The 19,147-nt window shown below is 64.2% G+C and carries 16 protein-coding genes; 7 read left to right on the plus strand and 9 right to left on the minus strand.

Going from position 1 to position 19,147, the window contains the following annotated elements; genetic code table 11:
- Window positions 1-230 precede the first annotated feature (230 nt).
- Window positions 231-1,640, plus strand: coding sequence for an MFS transporter (locus ACSKT0_RS06190; protein ID WP_345449649.1), 1,410 nt, complete (start codon window positions 231-233; stop codon window positions 1,638-1,640).
- 146 nt (window positions 1,641-1,786) lie between these two features.
- Here ACSKT0_RS06190 and ACSKT0_RS06195 read toward each other — a convergent pair whose 3' ends face one another.
- From ACSKT0_RS06195 to ACSKT0_RS06235, 9 genes are all read right to left on the minus strand, one after another.
- Window positions 1,787-3,595, minus strand: a complete 1,809-nt coding sequence (locus ACSKT0_RS06195) for an acetyl/propionyl/methylcrotonyl-CoA carboxylase subunit alpha (RefSeq protein WP_437772973.1) — start codon at window positions 3,593-3,595, stop codon at window positions 1,787-1,789.
- A gap of 149 nt (window positions 3,596-3,744) precedes the next feature.
- Window positions 3,745-4,419, minus strand: coding sequence for a Maf family protein (locus ACSKT0_RS06200; RefSeq protein ID WP_437772974.1), 675 nt, complete (start codon window positions 4,417-4,419; stop codon window positions 3,745-3,747).
- 170 nt (window positions 4,420-4,589) lie between these two features.
- On the minus strand, window positions 4,590-7,112 hold the full coding sequence (locus ACSKT0_RS06205) for an MMPL family transporter (protein ID WP_437772975.1): 2,523 nt from the start codon (window positions 7,110-7,112) through the stop codon (window positions 4,590-4,592).
- Window positions 7,113-7,138: 26 nt separating this feature from the next.
- On the minus strand, window positions 7,139-7,825 hold the full coding sequence (locus ACSKT0_RS06210) for a TetR/AcrR family transcriptional regulator (protein WP_437772976.1): 687 nt from the start codon (window positions 7,823-7,825) through the stop codon (window positions 7,139-7,141).
- A 37-nt stretch (window positions 7,826-7,862) separates the two neighbouring features.
- Window positions 7,863-8,303, minus strand: coding sequence for a YbjQ family protein (locus ACSKT0_RS06215; RefSeq protein ID WP_437772977.1), 441 nt, complete (start codon window positions 8,301-8,303; stop codon window positions 7,863-7,865).
- Between the two features lie 90 nt (window positions 8,304-8,393).
- Entirely contained in the window at window positions 8,394-9,806 is a 1,413-nt protein-coding gene (locus tag ACSKT0_RS06220) for a dicarboxylate/amino acid:cation symporter (RefSeq protein WP_437772978.1), read from the minus strand.
- A 285-nt stretch (window positions 9,807-10,091) separates the two neighbouring features.
- Window positions 10,092-11,777 (minus strand): DUF885 domain-containing protein, encoded by a 1,686-nt coding sequence (locus tag ACSKT0_RS06225; protein ID WP_437772979.1) that lies wholly within the window; start codon window positions 11,775-11,777, stop codon window positions 10,092-10,094.
- 141 nt (window positions 11,778-11,918) lie between these two features.
- Window positions 11,919-12,173, minus strand: a complete 255-nt coding sequence (locus tag ACSKT0_RS06230) for an acyl-CoA carboxylase subunit epsilon (protein WP_437772980.1) — start codon at window positions 12,171-12,173, stop codon at window positions 11,919-11,921.
- A complete protein-coding gene (locus ACSKT0_RS06235; protein ID WP_437772981.1) occupies window positions 12,170-13,753 on the minus strand; it encodes an acyl-CoA carboxylase subunit beta in 1,584 nt (527 codons plus the stop codon). Before ACSKT0_RS06235 ends, ACSKT0_RS06230 begins: the two co-directional genes overlap by 4 nt.
- Before the next feature lie 211 nt (window positions 13,754-13,964).
- Here ACSKT0_RS06235 and ACSKT0_RS06240 point away from each other — a divergent pair, with 211 nt between their 5' ends.
- From ACSKT0_RS06240 to ACSKT0_RS06265, 6 genes are all read left to right on the plus strand, one after another.
- The gene (locus ACSKT0_RS06240) at window positions 13,965-14,861 is read left to right on the plus strand and encodes an SDR family oxidoreductase (protein ID WP_437772982.1); all 897 of its coding nucleotides are present in this window, start codon (window positions 13,965-13,967) and stop codon (window positions 14,859-14,861) included.
- 47 nt (window positions 14,862-14,908) lie between these two features.
- The gene (locus tag ACSKT0_RS06245) at window positions 14,909-15,817 is read left to right on the plus strand and encodes a biotin--[acetyl-CoA-carboxylase] ligase (RefSeq protein WP_437772983.1); all 909 of its coding nucleotides are present in this window, start codon (window positions 14,909-14,911) and stop codon (window positions 15,815-15,817) included.
- Window positions 15,810-16,367 (plus strand): PH domain-containing protein, encoded by a 558-nt coding sequence (locus ACSKT0_RS06250; protein ID WP_437772984.1) that lies wholly within the window; start codon window positions 15,810-15,812, stop codon window positions 16,365-16,367. Before ACSKT0_RS06245 ends, ACSKT0_RS06250 begins: the two co-directional genes overlap by 8 nt.
- 68 nt (window positions 16,368-16,435) lie before the next feature.
- Window positions 16,436-17,599, plus strand: a complete 1,164-nt coding sequence (locus ACSKT0_RS06255; protein ID WP_437772985.1) for an adenylate/guanylate cyclase domain-containing protein — start codon at window positions 16,436-16,438, stop codon at window positions 17,597-17,599.
- On the plus strand, window positions 17,599-18,357 hold the full coding sequence (locus ACSKT0_RS06260) for a PP2C family protein-serine/threonine phosphatase (RefSeq protein WP_437772986.1): 759 nt from the start codon (window positions 17,599-17,601) through the stop codon (window positions 18,355-18,357). The genes ACSKT0_RS06255 and ACSKT0_RS06260 overlap by 1 nt, the downstream gene beginning before the upstream one ends.
- 143 nt (window positions 18,358-18,500) lie before the next feature.
- Window positions 18,501-19,118: a hypothetical protein gene (locus ACSKT0_RS06265; protein WP_437772987.1), complete on the plus strand. Its 618-nt coding sequence runs from the start codon at window positions 18,501-18,503 to the stop codon at window positions 19,116-19,118.
- Window positions 19,119-19,147 lie beyond the last annotated feature (29 nt).

Genomic DNA, 19,147 nt, shown 5'->3' on the forward strand with positions numbered 1-19,147 from the left:
TCGCGGTTTGTAAACGTGCTGTGACATTTGCCTATCGGAGGGGGTCACCGGTGCGTGAGGCGATGGTGAGGTTGTGTGGCGCGGACCACAGAGTGAGACTTTCCAAAGCGTCCGCATATTGGACCTGATTGTCCATTTGTTGGATACCGGCAACTATTATTGAACTCTCAATAATCTTTGCCGGCAGGCTCAGGAACGCCGGGCCGGCGTGAACGGAAAGCAACCACTACATGTCTTCCATCGCTGAATCCAAGGAAAGCGAGTCAGTCAAGCCGGTCAACTCGCGGGGACGGGTGATCTTCGCCAGCCTCATCGGGACGTCCATCGAGTTCTACGATTTCTACGTTTACGCCACGGCTGCTGTCCTCGTCTTTCCCAAACTCTTCTTCCCGACGGCGGACGAGACCACGCAGTTGCTGAGCTCCTTCGCGGTGTTCGGCGTCGCTTTCGTCGCCCGCCCGCTCGGCTCCATAATTTTCGGCCACTTCGGTGACAAGTTCGGTCGCAAGGGAACGCTGGTTGCGTCCCTCCTGACCATGGGTATCGCCACGTTCCTGATCGGTTGCCTCCCGACGGCGCAGGTCCCGGGCTGGACCTTCCTGGCCCCCACGTTGCTGGTAGTGCTTCGTTTCGCCCAAGGCCTGGCTCTCGGTGGTGAGTGGAGCGGCGCCGCGCTGCTCGCAACCGAGAACGCGCCGGCCAAGAAACGCGCCATCTATGGAACGTTTCCGCAGATGGGCGCGCCGATCGGCTTCATCCTGGCCAACATCATCTTCCTGGTCTTCAGCTACACCCTGACTCCCGAGGCCTTCGCCGCCTGGGGCTGGCGCGTGCCGTTCCTGCTCAGCGCCGTCATGGTGATCCTCGGCCTCTACGTGCGCCTCAAGCTCATTGAAACTCCCGCGTTCACCAAGGTGCTGGAGTCGAACGAAGTGGCAAAGCTGCCCATCGGACGCGTTTTCAAGAAAAGCTGGCGCCCGCTAATCCTCGGTACCTTCATCATGTTGGCCACGTATGTCTTGTTCTACCTGATGACCACGTTCACGCTGACCTACGGCACCAAGCCCACGCTGGCGGGCGCCCAGGCCGCAGCGGTCAAGGCCGGAAAGCCCATGACCGACGCGGCCGCCGCGGCGTTCGTCCCGGGCTTGGGCTTCAGCCGGAACGACTTCCTCTGGATGCTGATTGCCGGCGTCGTCTTCTTCGGCATTTTTACCCTTGTGGCGGGCCCGCTGGCCGAAAAGTATGGTCGCCGCAAGATGCTTCTGGCGGTCACCGCGGGAATCCTGGTGTTCGGCTTGCTTTTCGTGCCGCTGTTCAGCGGCGGCTTTGTCGGCACTATGGCGTTGCTGATCATCGGTTTCACGCTGATGGGCCTCACCTTCGGCCCCATGGGTGCGCTGCTTCCGGAACTGTTCCCCACCAACGTCCGCTACACCGGATCTGCCGTCAGCTACAACATGTCCAGCATCCTCGGCGCGGCTGTGGCTCCGTTCATCGCGGTCTGGCTCTGGGAATCGGCCAAGGGCAGCACGGTCCTGGTGGGTGTCTACCTCAGCGCGATGGCAGTCCTGACGCTCGTGGCACTGTTCCTGTCCAAGGAAACCAAGGACACGGACTACGAGAACAACGTAGCCTGATCTTGTATTAACAGGCTCGCGTTTAGCAGGCTCGCGCTAAATGGCTCCGGCCCCGCACCAATGGTGCGGGGCCGGAGCTCTTTAATTGGGCCCACGCTGCCCGGGTTCCCTGGCCGAGCGAAGCGAGGCTAGGGCGGCAGTGGGGACTAGTCTTCGATCGTCGCGATAACGGCGCCCGCGGAGACGGTCTCGCCCGCCTTGGCCACCAAGCCGTGAATGGTGCCGGCCTTGTGGGCGGTGAGGGGCTGTTCCATCTTCATGGCTTCCAGGACCACGATCAGATCGCCCTCGGCAACCACGTCGCCGGCGGCTACAGCCACCTTGACGATGGTGCCCTGCATTGGCGAGGTGAGGGCGTTGCCGCCCGCGACTGCAGCTGTGGCGCCCGCAGATCGGGAACGCTTCTTGACCTTCGTGCCCTTGGCGCCCGCGCTGGCAACCGAGGAAACCGAGCCGAGAGTCGCGGGAAGGACAACTTCCAGCCGTTTGCCGCCAACCTCGACGACGACGCGCTGGCGCTCACCGGCGTCGGCGGCTTCTGTTCCGATTCCGGTAGGCGTCCATGCGGGGATGTTGTTGACGAACTCGGTCTCGATCCAGCGCGTGTGCACCTTGAACGGGCCTTCGGCCGGAGCGAACGCGGGATCGGTCACCACTGCGAGGTCGAAAGGAATGACGGTGGGGATGCCTTCAACGACCATTTCCTCAAGGGCGCGGCGGGAGCGCTGGAGGGCCTGTTCGCGGCTGGCGCCGGTGACGATCAGCTTGGACAGCATGGAATCGAAGTTCCCGCTGATGACGTCGCCCTGTTCGACGCCGGAATCGATGCGGATGCCCGGACCCGTCGGGTTCTTCAGGGTGCTGATGGTTCCCGGTGCGGGCATGAAGTTGCGGCCCGGGTCTTCGCCGGTGATGCGGAATTCGAAAGAGTGGCCGCGGACCTCGGGATCGCCATAGCCGAGTTTCTCGCCCCGGGCGATGCGGAACTGCTCACGGACCAGGTCAAGGCCTGTGACTTCCTCTGAAACACAGTGCTCCACCTGAAGCCGGGTGTTGACCTCAAGGAAGGAGATGATGCCGTCCTGGCCCACCAGGAATTCGCAGGTTCCCGCGCCCAGGTAGCCGGCTTCTTTCAGGATGGCCTTGGAAGACTCGTACAGTCGCTCGTTCTGCTCGGGGCTCAGGAACGGAGCAGGGGCTTCTTCAACGAGTTTCTGGTTGCGGCGCTGGAGGGAACAGTCGCGGGTGGAGACCACCACAACGTTGCCGTAGGCATCGGCGAGGCACTGGGTCTCGACGTGGCGCGGGGAATCCAGGAAGCGCTCGATGAAGCACTCGCCCCGGCCGAAGGCGGCAATGGCCTCGCGCACCGCGGACTCGAAAAGCTCGGGGATTTCCTCGATGGTGCGGGCAACTTTGATGCCGCGGCCGCCACCACCGTAGGCGGCTTTGATGGCGATCGGCAGCCCGAACTCCTGGGCGAAGGCCAGGATCTCGTCGGCGGATTCCACGGGGTCGGCCGTGCCGGGAACCAGGGGAGCGCCGACCTTTTCGGCGATGTGGCGGGCCTGCACTTTGTCGCCCAGCGCGGAAATGGCGTCCGGAGAAGGGCCGATCCAGGTGATGCCGGCGTCGATGACTTTGGCGGCAAACTCGGCGTTCTCGGCGAGGAAGCCATAGCCGGGGTGGATGGCGTCGGCACCCGACTGCTTCGCGACCTCGATCAACTTGTCCATCACGAGGTATGACTCAGCAGCAGTGTTGCCGCCCAGCGCGTAGGCCTCATCTGCCAGCCGGACGTGCAGGGCGTCGCGATCGGGGTCCGCGTAGACGGCCACGGAAGCGATCCCTTCGTCCCGGGCTGCGCGGATAATGCGGACCGCGATTTCGCCTCGGTTGGCGATCAAGACCTTGGTGAGAGGGCTGGAAATGGGCTGCGCCGGATTAGCTGACAAGTTGACTCCTTCTGTCCTTCAGGGAGCCTAGCGTGATTTTGAGGGTTCCGCCCATATTGATGGGGGATTCCGTGTGTGAGACGGCCTGTCTTTGTAGGGTTGCTACAAAGACCGGAATCCGGCTATCAAGCCGGCGCCTCGGCGCGTCCCTATTCGTTGGTCCCTTCGGAACCGTTGTGGGTCCAGAGTTCGGTGATTCCAACGTTCGCCTGCCCCAGCAGATCGCGGAGGGTCGAAATGGAGAGCCCGACGACGGCGTGCGGGTCGCCGTCCACCTTGCGGATGAAGGCCCCGCCCAAGCCGTCGATCGTGAACGAACCGGCGCAGTGCAGGGGCTCGCCGGTTGCGATGTAGGCGTCGATGTCTTTCTCGCTCATCTCGGCAAAGTGGACTTCTGCGCTGGATACGGCGCCGACTGTTGCTCCGGTGCCGACGGCCGTCTCGCCGTCGTTCATGTCGGCTGCGGTTTCGCGGCAGTCCACGAGCCAGTGCCCGGTGTGGAGTACCCCCTTGGAGCCGCTCATGCGCAGCATCCGTTCCTTGGCCACGTCCACCGTGTACGGCTTCCCGTGCGACTCGCCGTCGAATTCGAACACGGAATCGCAGCCGATCACCAAGGCGCCCTCAGCATCCGGAAGGGAGGCAACGGCCTCGGCCTTGGCTCGAGCGAGGAGGAGAGCGGTGTCATGCGCGTCTGTCACCCCGTACCGGGCTTGCACGGCATCCTCGTCCACGTCCGAGACGAGCACCTCGTGGTTGATGCCGGCCTCGGTGAGGAGCTTGGTGCGGGCGGGGGATTGGGAAGCCAGGATCAATCGGGTCACGGCTCAAGCGTAATACGCGGCGCCTTCCACCGACGCTCGCTCACTTATGTGGGTGTTTGGCCGGACGCTCGCTCACCGAGGTGAGCGGGCGTTTGGGGAAAGGGCATTAAAGGTGAGCGGGCGTCGGTTCCGGACACAGAACCGACGCCCGCCTCAAGACGACCAGGCGCTTAGTGGACCAGCTCCTTGGCCCCGCCTGCCGCCGTCGTGCGCTGCAGCTTGGCGCCCTCGACATCGACGTCGGGCAGGATCCGGGACAGCCACCGCGGCAGCCACCAGGCCTTCTCGCCCAACAGGTACATCACGGCAGGAACGATGGTCATTCGCACCACGAACGCATCCACGAGCACGCCGAACGCCATCGCGAAACCGAGCGGCCGGACCATGGTCAGGTGGCTGAAGATGAAGCCGGCGAACACGCTGACCATGATGATGGCGGCGGCCGTGACTACCGCTGAGGCATGGCTGAAGCCGCTTCGGACCGCCTGCTTCGCGTTCTCACCGTGCATGAACGATTCACGCATGCCTGAGGTGATGAACACCTGGTAGTCCATGGCCAGGCCGAACAGCACACCAATCAGGATGATCGGCAGGAAGCTCAGCACGGCTCCGGGATTGGGCACGTCGAACACGGTGCCCAGCCAGCCCCACTGGTACACGGCCACCACGGCGCCGAACGCTGCCGCGAGCGAGAGCAGGAATCCGCCGGTAGCGAGCAGCGGGACGACGATCGAGCGGAACACGAGGAGCAGGAGGACCAGCGAGAGCCCGACGACGATCGCCAAGTATGGCGGTAACGCGGCACCGAGCTTCGCCGAGACGTCGATGTTACCGGCTGTCTGCCCCGTCAGCCCGATGGTGGCGCCTGTGGCCTGCTGGATTTCGGAACCCTTGGCACGCAGTTCCGAGACCACCTGGACGGTGCTGGCACTCGCGGGGCCGTCCTTGGGGATGACCTGGAAAACGGCCGTGCGGTGATCCGGGCTGAGGGCTACCGGAACGGCCGCCACGACGTTGTCCACGCTGCGCAGCTTGTCCGCGACGTCGAACTGCTTGGTCTTGGCCTGGTCGTCGCTGAGCCCGGACGGGAAAGTACCGACAACCACGATGGGGCCGGTCATGCCCTCGCCGAAGCTCGTCCGGGTGAGGTCATAGGCCTTGAACGCTTGCGAGTCGACCGGTTCCGAACCGCCGTCGGGCAAAGCGAGGCGCAGCTGGGAAGCCGGGAGGGCCAGCACCCCGAGCAGCACGACGCCGGCAAGCAGCGAGACCACCGGGTGCCGGGTCACGAGCCCGCCCCACCCACGGCTGCTTCGCCGCTGGTCCTCGGCGCGGTCCGCCGAGGCATGCTCCGGCTCCGCGTTGTGGCGCTCCGCCTTCGCCCACGCCCGCTTCGAGATCAGCTTGCGGCCCACCAGCGAGAGGACCGCCGGGGTCAGGGTCAGGGAGACGACGACGGCGACTGCAACTGTCGCGGCGGCCGACAGGCCCATGACGGCCAGGAACGGGAGCCCCGGAACGACCAGCGCGGCAAGCGCGATGACGACGGTGAGACCCGCGAAGAGAACGGCGTTGCCTGAGGTGCCGGTGGCAAGGGCGACAGATTCCTCGGCGTCCATCCCTGAAAGCAATTGCCCGCGGTGGCGGTTGACGATGAAGAGCGAGTAATCGATTCCGACGGCGAGGCCCAACATGAGCGCGAGCATCGGGGAGATGGAACTCATGTCGATGACGCCGGTGAGGGCAAAGGTTCCGCCGACGCCAACGGCCACGCCAATGATCGCCATCAGGAGGGGCAGGCCGGCGGCGACGAGCGTTCCCAGCATCACGATGAGGGCGATCGCAGCCACGGCGATGCCAATGATTTCGGAGACTCCGAACAACTGGGAGACGTCCTCGGTGATTTCCTTGCTGGCCAGGGCCGTGACACCTGCCGAGGAGACTCCGTGGACGATGTCCTGGACTTGCTGCCGGACGGCGGGGGTCAGGCCGTTGATCGATGTCTTGAACTGGACCTGGGCGATCGCCGCTTTACCGTCCTGGGAGACGAAACGCATGCCTTGGGACGCTGTCACCTGGCGCTTGGCCAACGCAAGGGCGGCGGCACCGTCAGTGGCTTGTTTCTGGCCGGCGTCGAGTTTTTGGCGTCCGGCCAGAAGTTCGGCCTTCTGCGGGGCGAACTGGGCCTGGATCTGCGCAGCGGGCATGCCCGCAGCGGTCATTTGCTGCTCGGCGGCCTTCAGTTGGGCATCGCCCGCATCGAGCGTGGCCCGCGCCTTGTCCAGCTCAGCTTGCCCGGCGGCGGCTTTCTGTTCCCCGGCAGCAATATCGGACGGTGCCTTGTCCAAGGTGGCTTGGGTCGTGAACGGGTTGACCGTTGACTGCACATCGGGCAGTTTTTCCAGCTGGGCGAGGGCCGACGCGATGGCGTCCTTGCCGGCCTGGTTGAATCCGGCGTCGCCGGCTTCGAAGACGATCCCCGCGGAACCACCCGAAGAAGCCGGAAGGTCCTTTTTGAGCTTGTCCAGCATCTGCTGGGTCTCGGTACCCGGGATCTGGAAGTTGTTGGACATGGTGCCGTGGAAGGCGGCTGCGGAGCCGCCGACTGCCACGAGCACGGCCAGCCAGAGGGAGATCACCAGCCAGCGGCGACGGTAGGAGAACTTGCCAAGGCGGTAGAGCAGGAGTGCCATATTGGAACCGATCTGTCGGTGTGTGGTTATGCCGAGTGTTGTGGGTCAGCCGCGGGCTGAGTGCCGCGCGACGCCGGGCTTCGAGGGGCGGGTGTCGTGAAGCCCGAACCGAGCAGGCCAATGGCGTCGATCAAGTACTGCCGCAGGCTCGCGAGGGAATCAGGGGAAAGGTCCGGGCCGTGTTGTTCGAACCAGACGCTCATGGCTGCCTTGCCGCACGAAATGATAGACCCGGCCAAGGCCCGCAAATAGAGCTCATCGACATCCGGGCCGAGGCGAAGACGCGCGGCGTCGATGATCTGCATGGTGCAGTGGTCCCAGGCTTCGAGTTCGGAACGCACCAGGGCGCGGTTGTCGTGGGTCAGGCTGAAGAGCTCGGCCATGGGGGAAACCGTCATGGGGTCAGCCAGTGCCATGAGGGCGGCCCGGGCGGAATCGAGGATGGGTTCGTCCGACGGGCGCAGGCGGAATTGTTCCAGGGCATGGTCCAGGAAGCCCTCGGTCACCGAGGCCAACGCCGCCTCGAGGCTGGGGAAGTAGTTGAAGAACGTGCGCCGGGATACGCCGGCCTCTTCCGCGAGGTCCTCCACCGTGAAATTGCCGGCGCCCCTGCTGCGCAGCATGGCGAGGGCCGCATCCGCGATTGCTCGGCGGGTAGCCAGTTTGTTCTGTTCCCGGCGCGAGGGCAGGGCGGCGGTGTCGGAGGTTGTCACGTACTTACACTAAGTGCAACTTTGCACTCAGGGCAAGTTAAATCTCCGGCGGTGCCGTGTCTTCCCGGGGCGCGGCCGACGTCGCGGGCTGTGCGGGCTGCTGGGCAGCGGTGCTGGTCAGGTAGATCGACTGGCCAGTAGCGCCGGGCTCGCCTTCGGCGAGGGGGATGGCGAACACTGCGGTCCCGTAGGCGCACACTTCGGTCCAGTTGCCGCCCATCTCGGACGTGTCGAAGCGCATGGCGACAATAGCGTTGGCGCCGCGCTGCTGTGCCTCGCTGACCATACGGGCCATGACCTCCTGGCGGCTTTCATAGAGTGCCTTGGTCATTTCGGGCAGTTCGCCGCCGCCGAGGGAGCGGAAACCGGCAATCATTTGGGAGCCGAGATCCCGGGAGCGGACGGTGAGGCCCATGACTTCGCCGAAGACGGCGTCGATCCTGTGGCCCGGAATCTTGTTTGAGGTGACAATCAGCATGGACAGAGCCTATCCAGAATCCACCCCTGTTAAAAGGACGAATCCCCGGGGCATTCCCCGGGGATTCGTCCGCGCGACGATGGGCCTCCGCTAGGCCTTGGCGTCAGCGAGCTCGCGTGTGTCTCCGGATGCTTCCGCAGACTCGGTCTCGGCTGCGAACGCTGTTCCCTTGCGTGGCGCGTTGTAGAGCGATTCGTCCAGGATTCCCTGCCGTTTGGCGACGATGGCCGGAACCAGCGCTTGTCCTGCGACGTTGACGGCCGTGCGGCCCATGTCCAGGATCGGGTCGATCGCAAGGAGGAGCCCGACGCCGGCGAGCGGCAGTCCCAGCGTGGACAGGGTCAGCGTGAGCATGACGACGGCGCCCGTGGTGCCTGCCGTTGCTGCCGAACCAAGGACCGAAACCACCACGATCAGCAAGTACTGGCTGAAGTCCAGGTTGATGCCGAAGAACTGGGCAACGAAGATCGCGGCAACGGCCGGGTAGATGGCGGCGCAACCGTCCATCTTGGTGGTGGCGCCGAGCGGCACGGCGAAGGATGCGTAACCCTGGGGAACTCCGAGGTTGCGTTCGGTGACGCGCTGCGTGAGCGGCAGCGTGCCTATCGAGGAACGCGAGACGAATGCCAGCTGCACGGCCGGCCACACGCCCGAGAAGTACTGCTTGACGGACAGTCCATGGGCCTTGACCAGGATCGGGTAGACGACGAAGAGCACCAGGGCCAGGCCCGCGTAGATGGCCACCGTGAACTTGCCGAGCGAACCGATGGTGTCCCAACCGTAAACAGCCACGGCGTTGCCGATCAGGCCGATAGTACCCAGCGGGGCGATGCGGATGATCCACCAGAGGACCTTCTGGATGACCGCAAGGGCAGAAGCGTTGAGGTTCAGGAACGGTTCGGCCTGCTTGCCGACCTTGAGGGCGGCGACGCCGACGGCGATGGCGATCACCAGGATCTGCAGCACGTTGAAGCTGATCGACGTGCTGGCGACGCCGTCCGTGACGCTCGTGCTCGCGCCGATGCCCAGGAAGTTCTTGGGGAAGAGGCCGGTGAGGAACGCCCACCAGTCGCCGGTCTTTCCGGCGTATGCGGCCTTCTTGGTGATGCCGGTGCCGGAGCCCGGCTGCAGGAGCACTCCAAGTCCGATGCCGATCATCACTGCGATGAGCGAGGTGATGGCGAACCAGAGCAAAGTGTTCCATGCCAATTTCGCTGCATTGGACACTTGGCGGAGGTTCGCGATGGAGCTCACTACAGCGGTGAAGATCAAGGGCACGACGGCGGTCTGCAGCAGCGAGACGTAGCTCGAGCCGATGGTCTGCAGCGTGGCGCCGAGCCCGTTGGGAGTCTTCGTGGTGCTGCCGGTGGCTTTGGCCAGGAGACCGAGCGCCAGGCCGATCACCAGGGCCGCGATGATCTGGACGCCGAAAGACGTTGCCCACTTGGGAAGCCGGGACCCAGTCTTTCCGGCGGAAGTCAAAGTGTTGGATGAATTGCTCACCGGAACAAACTAGGCCCCGACAAATACCACCGCGACCCGACGTTGAGAAATGTTACATTCCCAAATTCAACCCACTACAAAAGAGGCCCACGAATTCGTGGCCAATCCACCCATTTATGAAGTTATTCCCGGAGCAAATGTGGGGAATGTAACAGCGTTTGGGCTTCGATATGGGAGCGAATTGTTGGGTCGCGAAGCCCGGAGGACGGGCATCCGGCAGCGTGCGTCTAAGCGAGGAACGAGCGAGCACGCAGAGGATGTCCGCCCTCCGGGCGGGGAGTTGGGTCAACCCAGCAAAGCGCGCTTGAGAGTATCCAGGCCAACCGAGCCGATATTCAGCGCATCCGTGTGGAAGGCCTTCAGGTCGAATCCGTCGCGGCGTTCGAGTTCAGCCCGGATTTCTTCCCATAGCCGTTGCCCTACCTTGTACGACGGAGCCTGCCCCGGCCAGCCGAGGTACCGGGTGAATTCGAACTGGAGCTGGCCCGCGCTGATGGGAAGGTTGGCCTTGAGGAATTCGAAGCCCTTTTCAGAGGTCCAGGTGCCGCTGCCCCAGCGTTCGGGAACTTCCAGCTCAAGGTGGACGCCGATATCGAACACGACGCGGGCAGCGCGCATGCGCTGCATGTCCAGCATGCCCATGTGGTCGCCCGGGTCCTTGAGGTAGCCGAGCTCCAGCATGAGCTTTTCGGCATAGAGGGCCCAGCCTTCACCGTGCCCGGACACCCAGCAGACGTTCCGTCGCCAGTTGTTGAGGAGTTCGCGGCGATAGACGGCGGTGGCCACCTGGAGGTGGTGGCCGGGGACGCCTTCGTGGAACACCGTGGTGGTTTCGGCCCAGGTGGTGAAGGTATCTTCGCCGGCGGGGACAGACCACCACATGCGCCCGGGCCGGGAGAAGTCGTCAGAGGGACCTGTGTAGTAAATGCCGCCTTCGTCCGTGGGCGCAATGCGGCATTCGAGCGTCTTCATGATGTCCGGGATCTCGAAGTGCACGTCGGCCAGTTCGGCTACTGCGCGGTCGGAGAGGTCCTGCATCCAAGCCTTGAGGGCATCGGTGCCCTTGATTTGCCGCTCGGGATCGTTGTCGAGGATGGCTTTGGCTTCCTCGATGGACGCGCCAGGCTTGATTTGCTCGGCTACGCGCTCCTGTTCGGCAATAATCCTGTCGAGTTCCTGCACGCCCCAGGCGTATGTTTCCTCCAGGTCCACGGTTGCTCCGAGGAACAAACGTGAGGCCAGGGCGTAGCGTTCGCGGCCCACCGCGTCCTTTTCGGGAGCAAAGGGCAGAAGCTCCGCTTCGAGGAAGGCGGCGAGGCGCAAGTAAGCGGAGCGCGCGACGGCGGCACCGGCGTCGAGCTCTTCCTGCAGTTCCACCGGCAGCGGCTGCCCATCGAGGGATGCTTCCGAAGCGAGCTTGGCGAAGAAGCCGTCCTCGGCCGCGTATTTGCTGGTCTGTTCGATGACGATCTTGACTTGGCGGGCTGCGGAGACTCTCCCTGCCTCCTTGGCTGAACGAAGGGAAACAATGTACCCGTCGATCGCTTCAGCAATGTTGGCCGCGCGGCCGGCGATGTGCCCCCAGTGTTCGGCAGTGTCGGTGGGCATGAGGTCGAAGATCGCGCGGATGGTTTGGGCCGGAGACTCGATGTTGTTCAGGTCCGCGGCGTCCCAGCCTGACTCGTGGATCTCGAGGGCCAGTCCGAGCCGTTCCCGCATCGCGTCAAGGGTGACGACATCGGAAGCGTCCGCCGGTGCGAGGGCAGCCAGCTCATCGAGGGTTCGGCGCGCTGCCTGGGCAAATGCCTCCGCGCCGGCAGGCGAGAAGTCCTGGTACTCGGTTTCGTGTCCGGGCAGGCCCAGGGTGGTGGCGAGGGTCGGGTTGAGGGCAAGAAGGGTGTCCGTGTAGGCGTCGGCGACCGCATCGATGGCAGTCTGGAGGCGTGCCGGAGCTGTGTTAGGAGTAGTCACCCCAAGAGCCTAACCGCGACAAGACTCTTGTGAAAGGGTTGTTGCAGATGTCTCGGAGGCCAACCCAACTAGCTCGCAGTTGTTGTCGTTTTGAGCCTTCAAAACGACATTAAATGCGACTCAGTTGGGGCACCACAGAACTTAACCCCGGCTGCGCTTCCAGGCGCCTGGCCCCGGAGTGGGGTCCATGCGCAGTTGCTGCCGTCGCAGCCAGTGCCGCGTGCTGGGTTTGGGAGTTTCGGCTTCCTCCGGCGATCCAAGGGAGGCGACGACGGCGGCAAGCGCCGCGAGCTCTTCCGGCGTCGGGTTTCCCTTGACGACCGAAAGCAACGGTTGCGCCGGCTCCACGTCAGTGGAATCAGGCCCGGAGTCAGGAAGGTTCTGTCCGGCGCTCACAGAGGGATGTTTCCGTGCTTCTTGGTGGGCAGGCTGGCGCGCTTGTCGCGAAGCGCACGAAGGCCCTTGATGATCTGGATGCGGGTCTCCGACGGCACGATGACGGCGTCGACGTAGCCAAGCTCGGCCGCCTGGTAGGGGTTGAGGAGTTCTTCCTCGTACTGGCGGATGATCTCGGCGCGCTTGCCTTCGACGTCGCCACCGGCCTCGGCGACGGCGGCAAGGTCGCGGCGGTACAGGATGTTCACGGCACCTTGGGCGCCCATGACGCCGATCTGGGCCGTGGGCCAGGCCAGGTTGAGGTCGGCCCCAAGCTTCTTGGAGCCCATCACGATGTACGCTCCGCCGTAGGCCTTGCGGGTGATGACCGTCAGTTTGGGCACGGTGGCCTCGGCGTACGCGTAAAGCAGCTTGGCCCCGCGGCGGATGATGCCCTGGAATTCCTGGTCCTTGCCGGGCAGGAAGCCGGGGACGTCCACCAAAGTGATGATCGGAACATTGAAGGCATCGCAGTGGCGGACAAAGCGGGCTGCCTTTTCCGAAGCGGAGATGTCCAGCGTGCCGGCGAACTGCATGGGCTGGTTGGCCACGATCCCGACGGTGTGGCCTTCAACCCGGCCATAGCCGATGATCACGTTGGGGGCGTAGAGCGACTGCATTTCGAGGAAATGGGCGTCATCCACGATCTGCTCGATGACCTTGCGCATGTCGTAGGGCTGGTTGGCCGAGTCCGGGATGAGCGCGTCCAGGGCGAGGTCGTCGTCGTCGAGCTCCAGCTCTTGCTCGTGCTCCAGCACGGGTGCCTCGGAGAGGTTGTTGGACGGCAGGAAGTCCAGGAGTTCGCGCACGAACTCGATCGCATCGGCTTCGTCGCTGGCGAGGTACGTCGCAGTGCCGGTGGTGGCGTTGTGCTGGCGCGCGCCGCCGAGGGTTTCCATGTCCACGTCTTCGCCGGTGACGGTCTTGATGACGTCTGGGCCGGTAATGAACATGTGGGAGGTCTTGTCCACCATCACCACGTAGTCGGTGAGGGCGGGGGAGTAGGCGGCGCCGCCGGCGCACGGGCCCATGATGAGGGAAATCTGGGGGACGACGCCGGAAGAATGGACGTTGTTGCGGAAGATGTCGGCGAACATCGCCAGTGAGGCGACGCCTTCCTGGATGCGCGCGCCGCCGCCGTCGTTGATGCCCACCATCGGGCAGCCGTTGCGGAGGGCGAACTCCTGGACCTTGACGATCTTCTCGCCGTTGACCTGGCTCAGGGAGCCGCCGTAGACGCTGAATTCCTGGCTGTAGATGGCCACCAGGCGGCCATCAACGGTGCCATAGCCTGAGACAACCCCGTCGCCGAGCGGCTTTTTCTTCTCCATGCCGAACGCGGTGGAGCGGTGGACGGCCAAAGCGTCGAACTCCACGAAGGAGTCTTCATCGAGGAGCATGTCGATGCGTTCGCGGGCGGTGTTCTTGCCGCGGGCATGCTGCTTCTCGATGGCTTCGGGGCCGGAAGGTTGTTCTGCACGGGCCTGGCGGTCGCGGAAGTCGGCAATCTTTCCCGCTGTCGTTGTCAGATCGTGGCTCATCAAATATCTCCGGCTCTGTAGCTGATTTACGCTGGCACTGCTTCGTTAGGCATGCGCTCTTAAGTAGCATCCGTACAAAGTGCGGGCCCTGTTGGCTAGTCTAATGACGCAAAAGCCACAGACCGCTGTAGAAACCCTACAATTTTCGGACTTCAAGTCGAGCATCGAGCCATGTTACTCGCCAGTAACATAGTTGGGCTACAGTGTCCTCATGACCTCAAGCAACGATGCTTCTGCAAACCCTGCCCTTCCCTACCAGGCACGTGGATCTCTGAAGGGCCGCACCATCCTGATGTCCGGCGGCAGCCGCGGCATCGGCCTGGCAATCGCAACCCGCGCGGCCCGCGACGGCGCCAACATCGTCATCATGGCCAAGACCGGAGAACCCCACCCCAAGCTGCAAGGAACGGTCTTCACGGCCGCCGAGCAACTGGAAGCAGCGGGCGGACAGGCGCTGCCGCTCGTTGGGGACGTCCGCAACGACGACGACGTTGCCACGGCGGTTGCCGCCGCCGTCGAACGCTTTGGCGGAATCGACGTCGTCATCAACAACGCCTCGGCGATAGATCTCTCCCGCACTGACGCGATTGACATGAAACGCTATGACCTCATGCAGGACATCAACGTCAGGGGCACCTTCCTGCTGTCCAAGCTCGCGCTTCCGGCCCTGCGGAAATCGGGCAACGCCCATATCCTGACTCTTTCGCCGCCGTTGAACCTCGACCCGAAGTGGGCCGGCATGCACTTGGCCTACACCATGGCCAAGTACGGCATGAGCCTCACCACGCTGGGACTGGCCGAAGAACTCAAGGACGACGGCGTGTTGGTCAACTCGCTCTGGCCTTGCACCCTGATCGACACTGCTGCCATCCGGAATATGCCGGGCGGGGAACAAATCGTCCAAGCCGCCCGAGGCTCGGACATCATGGCCGACGCTGCCCACGCTGTCCTGACCGGCGCGCACCTGACCGCAGACTCAGGCGGTTCGGCAAGTTCGGGCAACTTCTACACGGACGAACAGGTGTTGCGGGCTGCGGGCGTTTCGGACTTCAGGCCCTACAGTCTGGGTGCCCCGGAGGAGAAGCTGGTGCCGGATATCTTCCTCTAAGCGGAGAACTTCTTCCGGGACCTGCCTGGCTGGATAGGATTCTGTCTATGGATGTCGAACAGCCTGCCAGCACCGAACCACGTGCCCCGCGCCCGGGCCTGGACCGTGATGCCCTGCTTCATCCCGACTTCCTCGCGGCCGCCGGTATTTCGCAATTGAAGATCGTGGAGACCACCGGTTCCACCAACGCTGATCTGCTGCGCGCCGTTACCACGGAGCCCAAGGAATGGGGCGACCTCGCAGTCCTCACCGCCGAGCACCAGACGGCGGCGCGCGGCCGGCTCGACCGTCATTGGGAATCTCCCGCACGTTCGGCGATTTCCGTTTCGATCGTCCTGCGCCCCGTGAATTCCCAAGGACTGCCCGTCCCGACCCAGAGCTACTCCTGGCTCTCCCTCCTGGGTGCGCTCGCCTTGCGTGAGACCCTCCTGGAAACCGCGGGCCTGCCTGCGGAGATCAAGTGGCCCAACGACGTCCTCGTCCGGGGCAAAAAGATCGCCGGCATCCTGGCCCAGATGGGGCCGATGGGCGATGGCTCGGTTCCGGCGGTGATCCTGGGTACCGGCCTCAACGTCACGCTCGGCGAGGATGAATTGCCTGTCCCCACGGCAACGTCCCTCCTGCTTGAAGGTGCCACCACCACGGACCGCACTGTCCTTCTTCGCAACTATCTCTCCCGCTTCGCAACGCTGTACCGCAGTTTCTGCAATGCCGACGGCGACCCTACAGCGGGATTGGCCGGCGGCTCCTCCCTGCACAAGCGGGTAGAAGCTGTCATGGTCACCTTGGGACGCGAAGTAAAGGCCCATTTGCCCGGCGACCACGAATTGGTGGGGCATGCGTCCAGGTTGGATGAATATGGTTCCCTTTTAGTGGTGGACCATGGTGGCCGCGAGCACGTCGTGACCGCCGGCGACGTCGTCCACCTGAGGGCTACCGAAAGCGGTTATGCGTAAAGAGCTCCTGCGTGGGGAGCAAGTCATCGTGATCACGCGGCAGCAGCCCAGGATGCTCTTTGGTCCCGTCCTGACATTCATACTCGTCCCCGCTGCCGCCGCGTTCGCCTGTGCATGGATTGTCAAGGGCGGACCGGGCAAATTGATTCCGGTCATCACAAGCGACTGGACCCAATGGTTGGTTACCGCGTGCCTGGCCCTAGTGGCGATCGTGCTGCTCGGCTACAGCCTCCCGCGATTCATCCGCTGGCGCGGCATACGGTACATCCTGACAAGCGGCCGGATAGTTGCCCGTTTCGGAATGCTTCGCCGCGGCGACTGGCAGGTTCCGCTGGCTGCGGTGCGTAGCGTGGGGATTCAACAATCGCTGCTCCAACGGATATTGCGCTCCGGGAATATATCCTTGGATACCGGGCACCCCGGCGAGGCCGTTCTCGCGGATGTCCCGGAGGTCGGCAAGTTTCGAAGTTTCATCCTGGATGCCATGGCCGAGCTTCCGGCGAATGTCAGGTTCGGCCCCGGCGCCGGGCAAGAGAACCGGCGATTTTGACAGTTTTGCTGGACCAGTTGACGACCCGGATGCCGCGTTGCCCTGGGATATGAGAGAAGGTGGAAGAGATGAGCGTTGACGAGCAGGAGCCTGAGTACATGGACCACGAGCCCGACGCCGTGCCCGAACCTTCCGTGGACCAAGCACTAACAGGGGTCCTCCCCGTAGTGTCCCCGCCAACCGGCGCCCTGTCTTCAGAACGGCTTGCCATCAAGGCCCTGGAAACCAGGCTCCTGGGCGGCGAACGCAAACTCCGGCGACGCGAAGTGGCGGCCGGAGCAGGCGTCTCGCTGTTGTCTGCCCGCAAGCTGTGGCGAGCGCTGGGTTTCCCCAACTTCGGCGACCAGGACGTCGCGTTCACTGAGCGCGACCTCGCTGCGCTTTCCACCATCCTTGACCTCGTCCGCGCAGGAAAGCTCACCGAGGAAGCCGCCATTTCCGTGACGCGCGCGATCGGCCAAATGACCGACCGGATGGTGGTGTGGCAAGTCGAGGCCCTCATCGAAGACATGGTGATGCAGCAAGGCATTCCCGACGCCGTTGCCCGCAAACAGTTGGTCAATGAACTGCCCAACCTCGTCGACGCCATGGAAGAGATCCTTCTGTACTCGTGGCGCCGCCAGATGAACGCCGGTGTGCAGCGCCTGGCCGTCCGAGCAGAGGCAGGTCTTCAGGCGAGCGAAGCCGGCCGCGAAGGGGACGAAGACGATGCCCCTTTGCCCTTGGCGCGCGCCGTGGGCTTTGCCGACCTCGTCTCCTACACGAGCCTGTCACGCCGCATGAACGAGAAAACCCTGGCCCAGTTGGTCCAGCGCTTCGAGAACAAATGCGCGGAAATCATCTCCATCGGCGGAGGGCGCCTCGTCAAGACCGTCGGCGACGAAGTCCTCTACATCGCCGAGACGCCGGCCGCCGGCGCTGAGATCTCCTTGGCCCTCGCCCAGGCCTTCACGGAAGACGAAATCCTGCCGGAAGCCCGCGTCGCCATGGTCTGGGGACGGATCCTTTCCCGCCTCGGCGATATTTACGGCCCCACCGTCAACCTCGCGGCCCGCCTCACCGCCTTGGCCGAACCCGGCACGGTCCTCGTGGACGAGATGACGGCAGCAGCGCTAGGCCAGGACGAACGCTTCGTCCTGGTTCCGCAGACGGCCGAGAACGTTCGTGGTTTCGGGGAAATCCTCCCCGTCCGGCTTGCCCGCGGCCTTGGCAAGGGACTGGTTCTCGACTGATGACTTCACCCTCTGCAGCGACCTCCCCCGAGCCCGGATTCACGTTGAGCTATGGCTACGGGACGGACCGCGGACACAGCCGGGAACTCAACGAAGATTCGCTCATCGCGGAGGATCCGGTCTTCGCGGTCGCTGACGGCATGGGCGGCCACGAGGCGGGCGAGATTGCCAGCGCGTTGTGCGTACGGACCCTCGGCAGCATGCCCCAATTGGCGTCCGGAGTCCGCTCGGCGACCGCTGTTGCCATGCAAGAGTGCATCCTTGCCGCCGACTCCCAGATCCGGAATGCCACGGGTGGCCGCGCCGGAACTACGCTCACCGGCGTCGTTGTCGCTGAGCACATGGGCGTTCCATATTGGCTGGTCATGAACGTCGGCGATTCGCGCACGTATCGCTTGAGCCGGGGCGATTTCAGGCAGGTGAGCGTGGACCATTCGGAAGTCCAGGAACTCGTGGAGGCCGGAAGCATCACGCGTGAAGAAGCCACGGTGCATCCGCGCCGCCATGTGGTGACCCGCGCCCTCGGTACAGGCGGGGAAAACGAAGCGGACTTCTGGTTGCTGCCCATCCAGGATGGGGACCGGATGCTGATCTGCTCGGACGGACTCACCGGGGAGCTGAGCGACGAGCACATGTCCCGGATCCTGCGCGCGGTGGAGAAGCCCCAAGACGCGGTGGATGCCCTCATTCAGGAGGCGTTGCTGAGTGGCGGACGGGACAATGTCACCGCGATTGTGGTGGATGCCAGGATCGAGTAGAACGACGCCGAAGGGACTGGTGCAGGCTCCTGCCGATGGCGTTTTTGGGGGACGGGATTTGCGACACGCCCGGACTTTGTAGGAAGATTCCGGTCAATACCACCCCAACTCCGGGCGGCCTGTGCCGTCCTGCAGAGGTAAACATGACACAACGCTCCTCCGCGCGCTCTGGCGGCGCGACCCGTACCGCCGTGCGACGCCCGTTCTCCGTGGCCCTCGCGGGCATTGCCATGGCTGTGGTGATGTGCGCTTTCCCGTTGCTTTCGGCCCATGCCGAGACCGTCGGGCCTCCCGGGCAGGGACAAGTTTCCCCGGCCCCGGCCCCGGACCCGGCACCAACCGAGCCCACGCCAACCCAGCCGAAGGTCGTGGATCCCGCGCCCACCAAGCCACCCGTCGTCGCGCCGGCGGTCCCGGCACCCGCACCGGTTGTGCCGGCACCCGCCGCGCCCGAACCGGCCCCCATGACGCAGGTGACCCCGGAGCCGGAACCCAGCGTTGCGCCGTCGGAGGCTCCGGTAGCCTCGAGCTCGGCTACCCCGTCGGGCAGCCCGACGGCTAGTGCCTCGCCGTCGGCGTCGTCCAATTGGAATACCCCGATCCAAGACGGCCTCAAGGCGACCCAGGCTGCCGCGGTGAGCGGTACAAAAGGGCCGGGTTCTGACATGTTCGCCGTGATCGCCATCATGGGCGGCGTGCTTTTGGTGGCGGCGGGCGGCATTGCCTTCGCTTTGTGGAGCCGTCACCGCTTCTCGCACTGATTCCTGCTTGTGGTCCCTGCTTCCCGTCC

The organism is Arthrobacter sp. KNU40, assembly GCF_051515115.1.
Lineage (GTDB): Bacteria > Actinomycetota > Actinomycetes > Actinomycetales > Micrococcaceae > Arthrobacter.

Bases quoted from the DNA above. Each gene is read 5' to 3' on its own strand.
- ACSKT0_RS06190 (WP_345449649.1), top strand. From the start codon at position 231: ATGTCTTCCATCGCTGAATCCAAGGAAAGCGAGTCAGTCAAGCCGGTC.
- ACSKT0_RS06205 (WP_437772975.1), bottom strand. From the start codon at position 7,112: ATGGCACTCCTGCTCTACCGCCTTGGCAAGTTCTCCTACCGTCGCCGC.
- ACSKT0_RS06215 (WP_437772977.1), bottom strand. From the start codon at position 8,303: ATGCTGATTGTCACCTCAAACAAGATTCCGGGCCACAGGATCGACGCC.
- ACSKT0_RS06235 (WP_437772981.1), bottom strand. From the start codon at position 13,753: ATGAGCCACGATCTGACAACGACAGCGGGAAAGATTGCCGACTTCCGC.
- ACSKT0_RS06240 (WP_437772982.1), top strand. From the start codon at position 13,965: ATGACCTCAAGCAACGATGCTTCTGCAAACCCTGCCCTTCCCTACCAG.
- ACSKT0_RS06245 (WP_437772983.1), top strand. From the start codon at position 14,909: ATGGATGTCGAACAGCCTGCCAGCACCGAACCACGTGCCCCGCGCCCG.
- ACSKT0_RS06250 (WP_437772984.1), top strand. From the start codon at position 15,810: ATGCGTAAAGAGCTCCTGCGTGGGGAGCAAGTCATCGTGATCACGCGG.
- ACSKT0_RS06255 (WP_437772985.1), top strand. From the start codon at position 16,436: ATGAGCGTTGACGAGCAGGAGCCTGAGTACATGGACCACGAGCCCGAC.
- ACSKT0_RS06260 (WP_437772986.1), top strand. From the start codon at position 17,599: ATGACTTCACCCTCTGCAGCGACCTCCCCCGAGCCCGGATTCACGTTG.
- ACSKT0_RS06265 (WP_437772987.1), top strand. From the start codon at position 18,501: ATGACACAACGCTCCTCCGCGCGCTCTGGCGGCGCGACCCGTACCGCC.